General features: G+C 55.0%; 3 tRNA genes and 3 rRNA genes. All 6 read left to right on the top strand.

Features of this window, described 5'->3' with window-relative positions:
• The first annotated feature begins 275 nt into the window (after window positions 1–275).
• Window positions 276–1762: ribosomal RNA gene (locus HB724_RS20080) — 16S ribosomal RNA — on the top strand.
• A gap of 194 nt (window positions 1763–1956) precedes the next feature.
• Window positions 1957–2033 (top strand) — tRNA-Ile (locus HB724_RS20075).
• Window positions 2034–2069: 36 nt separating this feature from the next.
• A tRNA-Ala gene (locus HB724_RS20070) sits at window positions 2070–2145 on the top strand.
• Between the two features lie 331 nt (window positions 2146–2476).
• A 23S ribosomal RNA gene (locus tag HB724_RS20065) occupies window positions 2477–5272 on the top strand.
• Between the two features lie 140 nt (window positions 5273–5412).
• Window positions 5413–5527, top strand: a 5S ribosomal RNA gene (gene rrf, locus HB724_RS20060).
• The 16S, 23S and 5S rRNA genes sit together here with 3 tRNA genes alongside, the layout of an rRNA operon.
• A gap of 71 nt (window positions 5528–5598) precedes the next feature.
• A tRNA-Met gene (locus HB724_RS20055) sits at window positions 5599–5675 on the top strand.
• The last annotated feature ends 100 nt before the right edge of the window (window positions 5676–5775 follow it).

Here is a 5775-nt window from a genome sequence, read left to right as displayed (position 1 = left end):
CGGCGGTTATCGAAAACCAGGCGCACGGCCGCTCCGAGAAAAAGGGGTTAGGCAGGGCGTCGGTGTTTTGCGCTCTTTGACATTGTGATTTAGATGAAGGGACATGTGGGCGGCGGCCCCGGGTCCGGCGGCTTCAAGGCGTCGGGTGCTCGGTAAAGCTAAGCTGCTCTTGCATGTCCTTTACACGTTTCCATACGTGAATAGAATTTTGTGCAGAGCGGCTCCTTGAGATGAGCGGTACGGGCGGGGCATTCCACCTGGTTCGTATCGTACATAAACTTGAGAGTTTGATCATGGCTCAGAATGAACGCTGGCGGCATGCCTAACACATGCAAGTCGAACGAAGGCTTCGGCCTTAGTGGCGCACGGGTGCGTAACGCGTGGGAATCTGCCCTTGGGTTCGGAATAACAGTGAGAAATTACTGCTAATACCGGATGATGACGAAAGTCCAAAGATTTATCGCCCGAGGATGAGCCCGCGTAGGATTAGCTAGTTGGTGAGGTAAGAGCTCACCAAGGCGACGATCCTTAGCTGGTCTGAGAGGATGATCAGCCACACTGGGACTGAGACACGGCCCAGACTCCTACGGGAGGCAGCAGTGGGGAATATTGGACAATGGGCGAAAGCCTGATCCAGCAATGCCGCGTGAGTGATGAAGGCCTTAGGGTTGTAAAGCTCTTTTACCCGGGATGATAATGACAGTACCGGGAGAATAAGCTCCGGCTAACTCCGTGCCAGCAGCCGCGGTAATACGGAGGGAGCTAGCGTTATTCGGAATTACTGGGCGTAAAGCGCACGTAGGCGGCTTTGTAAGTCAGAGGTGAAAGCCTGGAGCTCAACTCCAGAACTGCCTTTGAGACTGCATCGCTTGAATCCAGGAGAGGTGAGTGGAATTCCGAGTGTAGAGGTGAAATTCGTAGATATTCGGAAGAACACCAGTGGCGAAGGCGGCTCACTGGACTGGTATTGACGCTGAGGTGCGAAAGCGTGGGGAGCAAACAGGATTAGATACCCTGGTAGTCCACGCCGTAAACGATGATAACTAGCTGTCTGGGCGCTTGGCGCTTAGGTGGCGCAGCTAACGCATTAAGTTATCCGCCTGGGGAGTACGGCCGCAAGGTTAAAACTCAAATGAATTGACGGGGGCCTGCACAAGCGGTGGAGCATGTGGTTTAATTCGAAGCAACGCGCAGAACCTTACCAGCGTTTGACATGCCCGGACGACTTCCAGAGATGGATTTCTTCCCTTCGGGGACTGGGACACAGGTGCTGCATGGCTGTCGTCAGCTCGTGTCGTGAGATGTTGGGTTAAGTCCCGCAACGAGCGCAACCCTCGCCTTTAGTTACCATCATTTAGTTGGGTACTCTAAAGGAACCGCCGGTGATAAGCCGGAGGAAGGTGGGGATGACGTCAAGTCCTCATGGCCCTTACGCGCTGGGCTACACACGTGCTACAATGGCGACTACAGTGGGCTGCAAACCCGCGAGGGTGAGCTAATCTCCAAAAGTCGTCTCAGTTCGGATTGCACTCTGCAACTCGAGTGCATGAAGGCGGAATCGCTAGTAATCGTGGATCAGCATGCCACGGTGAATACGTTCCCAGGCCTTGTACACACCGCCCGTCACACCATGGGAGTTGGATTCACCCGAAGGCGTTGCGCTAACTCGCAAGAGAGGCAGGCGACCACGGTGGGTTTAGCGACTGGGGTGAAGTCGTAACAAGGTAGCCGTAGGGGAACCTGCGGCTGGATCACCTCCTTTCTAAGGAACGCGGCGGAAAGCGCCATGATCCCCAGGCTTCGGCCTCGCGATCGTGGAAGAGCTTCCTCCATGTCCTATGAACATAGCCGCCGTCCTCATGTCCCTTCATCACTGGATACCATCCCTTCGGGGATGGAAGCCTGAGCTGGCTCTTGCCGCCCGCGGCCCATTGGGCCAGTCGGGCGTGGCATTGGGGGCCGGTAGCTCAGGTGGTTAGAGCGCACGCCTGATAAGCGTGAGGTCGTAGGTTCAACTCCTACTCGGCCCACCACATTGCCAGGCAGGTGGCTTGCACGAGCGCGCTAACGGGGCCTTAGCTCAGTTGGGAGAGCGCTAGCTTTGCAAGCTTGAGGTCGTCGGTTCGATCCCGACAGGCTCCACCAGTCCGCAGCGGTGGAGACGATTTGGCGAAAGCTAAATCGCAGCGGCGCAGCGGGCACAACCGATATATCCAGGGATGAAGCAACCGGTTTGCTGCGCAGCATTGTGCAGCAATTCGCGGCCTGCGGGCCGCAAGCGTCTTTGACATTGTGAATGGGTTTTTCAAATCGATGCCGTATCGGCGCCGGTTTCAGCGGGTCTTCGGACTTGGTGATGCTCGCGTCGATTAATACGAGCTGAGATAATTATCCGCATCATACAGGCAGCGTTAGCCGAGTGGTCGTCGTTCTGTTGATCGACGTTCCCAGCGTTGTCGTTGGTGGTGCGGACTCTCAAGCGTGAGGTAAGGGCAATTCGTGGATGCCTTGGCATGTACAGGCGATGAAGGACGTGGCACGCTGCGATAAGCGTCGGTGAGCTGTGAGCAAGCTTTGACCCGACGATTTCCGAATGGGGAAACCCACCTTCACCAATTAATTCAGCGTATCCAGCAATGGGTGGCCGAGTTAATTGGGAAAGGTATCACCGAAGTGAATAAAATAGCTTTGGTGAAGCGAACCCGGTGAACTGAAACATCTCAGTAGCCGGAGGAAAAGACATCAACCGAGATTCCGTTAGTAGTGGCGAGCGAACGCGGACCAGGCCAGTGCCTTGATTTCAACTAGCAGAACACTCTGGAAAGTGTGACCATAGCGGGTGACAGTCCCGTATGCGAAAGTGATGATCAAGGACTCGAGTAGGGCGGGACACGTGTAATCCTGTCTGAACATAGGGGGACCACCCTCTAAGCCTAAATACTCGTACATGACCGATAGCGAACTAGTACCGTGAGGGAAAGGTGAAAAGCACCCCGATGAGGGGAGTGAAACAGTACCTGAAACGGATTGCCTACAAGCAGTGGGAGCCTCTTTATGGGGTGACCGCGTACCTCTTGCATAATGGGTCTGTGACTTAATGTACCAAGCAAGCTTAAGCCGATAGGTGTAGGCGCAGCGAAAGCGAGTCTGAATAGGGCGACTTAGTTTGGTGTATTAGACCCGAAACCCGGCGATCTAGGCATGACCAGGATGAAGGTGCGGTAACACGCACTGGAGGTCCGAACCGATTAACGTTGAAAAGTTACCGGATGAGTTGTGTTTAGGGGTGAAAGGCCAATCAAGCCGGGAAATAGCTGGTTCTCCGCGAAAACTATTGAGGTAGTGCCTCAGATGAATACCGTGCGGGGTAGAGCACTGGATGGATGCGGGGGTCGCGAGATCTACCAACTCTAACCAAACTCCGAATACGCACGAGTACTATCTGGGAGACAGACGGCGGGTGCTAAGGTCCGTCGTCAAAAGGGAAACAGCCCTGACCTACAGCTAAGGTCCCCAAGTCACGTCTAAGTGGGAAAGCATGTGGGAATCCCAAAACAACCAGGAGGTTGGCTTAGAAGCAGCCATCCTTTAAAGAAAGCGTAACAGCTCACTGGTCTAAATAAGGGTTCCTGCGGCGAAGATGTAACGGGGCTCAAGACGTGCACCGAAGCTTAGGGTGTGTAGTTTACTACACGCGGTAGCGGAGCGTTCCGTAAGCCTGCGAAGCCGAAGGGTAACCGACGGTGGAGGTATCGGAAGTGCGAATGCAGACATGAGTAGCGATAAAAAGGGTGAGATGCCCTTTCGCCGAAAGACCAAGGGTTCCTGCGCAAGGCTAATCCGCGCAGGGTGAGCCGGCCCCTAAGATGAGCCCGAAGGGGGTAATCGATGGGAACCACGTTAATATTCGTGGGCCTGGTGGTGTGTGACGGATCCCGTGTGTTGTACGTCCTTATCGGATTGGACGTGCTTCGAAGGGGTTCCAGGAAATAGCCCCACCGTATAGACCGTACCCGAAACCGACACAGGTGGTCAGGTAGAGTATACCAAGGCGCTTGAGAGAAGTGTCCTGAAGGAACTCGGCAAATTGCCTCCGTACCTTCGGAAGAAGGAGGCCCTCACTGAGCGCAAGCTTTTTGAGGGGGCACAGGCCAGGGGGTAGCGACTGTTTAGCAAAAACACAGGGCTCTGCTAAGTCGGCTTCAAGACGACGTATAGGGCCTGACGCCTGCCCGGTGCCTGAAGGTTAAGTGGAGGGGTGCAAGCTCCGAAATGAAGCCCAGGTAAACGGCGGCCGTAACTATAACGGTCCTAAGGTAGCGAAATTCCTTGTCGGGTAAGTTCCGACCTGCACGAATGGCGTAACGACTTCCCCACTGTCTCCAGGACATGCTCAGCGAAATTGAATTCTCCGTGAAGATGCGGAGTACCCGCGGTTAGACGGAAAGACCCCGTGCACCTTTACTGCAGCTTCAGAGTGGCATTAGGAAAGAACTGTGTAGAATAGGTGGGAGGCTTTGAAGCGATGGCGCCAGCTGTCGTGGAGCCACAATGTGAAATACCACCCTGTTGTTTTCTGATGTCTAACCTCGAGCCATGAAACTGGCTCAGGGACCCTCTGTGGCGGGTAGTTTGACTGGGGCGGTCGCCTCCTAAAGAGTAACGGAGGCGCGCGAAGGTTGGCTCAGGCCGGTTGGAAACCGGCTGTTAGAGTGCAATGGCATAAGCCAGCCTGACTGCGAGACTGACAAGTCGAGCAGAGACGAAAGTCGGTCATAGTGATCCGGTGGTCCCTCGTGGAAGGGCCATCGCTCAACGGATAAAAGGTACGCCGGGGATAACAGGCTGATAACCCCCAAGAGCTCATATCGACGGGGTTGTTTGGCACCTCGATGTCGGCTCATCACATCCTGGGGCTGGAGCAGGTCCCAAGGGTTTGGCTGTTCGCCAATTAAAGTGGTACGTGAGCTGGGTTCAGAACGTCGCGAGACAGTTTGGTCCCTATCTGCCGTGGGCGTCGAAATTTGAGAGGAGTTGACCCTAGTACGAGAGGACCGGGTTGAACATACCTCTGGTGTACCTGTCGTCGTGCCAACGGCGCAGCAGGGTAGCTATGTATGGACGGGATAACCGCTGAAAGCATCTAAGCGGGAAGCCTCCCTCGAGATAAGATTTCTTAGAGCGGTCGAAGACCACGACCTTGATAGATCGGATGTGGAAGCGCGGTAACGCGTGGAGCTAACCGATACTAATTGCTCTATTCGCGCTTGAGAGTCCCACCATCAATGACAGCACTGGGCGTAGCCCTCGCCTATCATTGACGGCGGATGATCATCGCAGCCCGTATTAAAGAATACCAGAGTGCACGGTATCGATTTGAAGAAACCAATCCCAGCTACACCGGCTTCATTGCTTGGTGGCTATAGCGTCTGTGCCCCACCCGATCCCATCCCGAACTCGGCCGTGAAACCAGACAGCGCCGATGGTACTATCGTCTAAGCGATGGAAGAGTAGGTCGTCGCCAGGCATTGCAGCCGGTGTTGTTGGGACAGGTTTCTTCTCTAAACCCATTCACATGTCAGAGCTCGTCCCCGTTGTCGCGGGGTGGAGCAGTCCGGTAGCTCGTCAGGCTCATAACCTGAAGGTCACAGGTTCAAATCCTGTCCCCGCAACCAACGCGACATCACCCCCCCACACACCCCGTCAGTCCACACAAGGACCGGCGGGCTTTTCGCGTTCCAAACACCAACGCGTTGACAGATACCCACCGGGCGG

This window comes from Sphingomonas sp. dw_22, from assembly GCF_018449795.1.
In the GTDB taxonomy this organism is placed as follows: Bacteria; Pseudomonadota; Alphaproteobacteria; order Sphingomonadales; family Sphingomonadaceae; genus Sphingomonas.
This window is presented reverse-complemented; position numbering and strand designations above follow the sequence as displayed.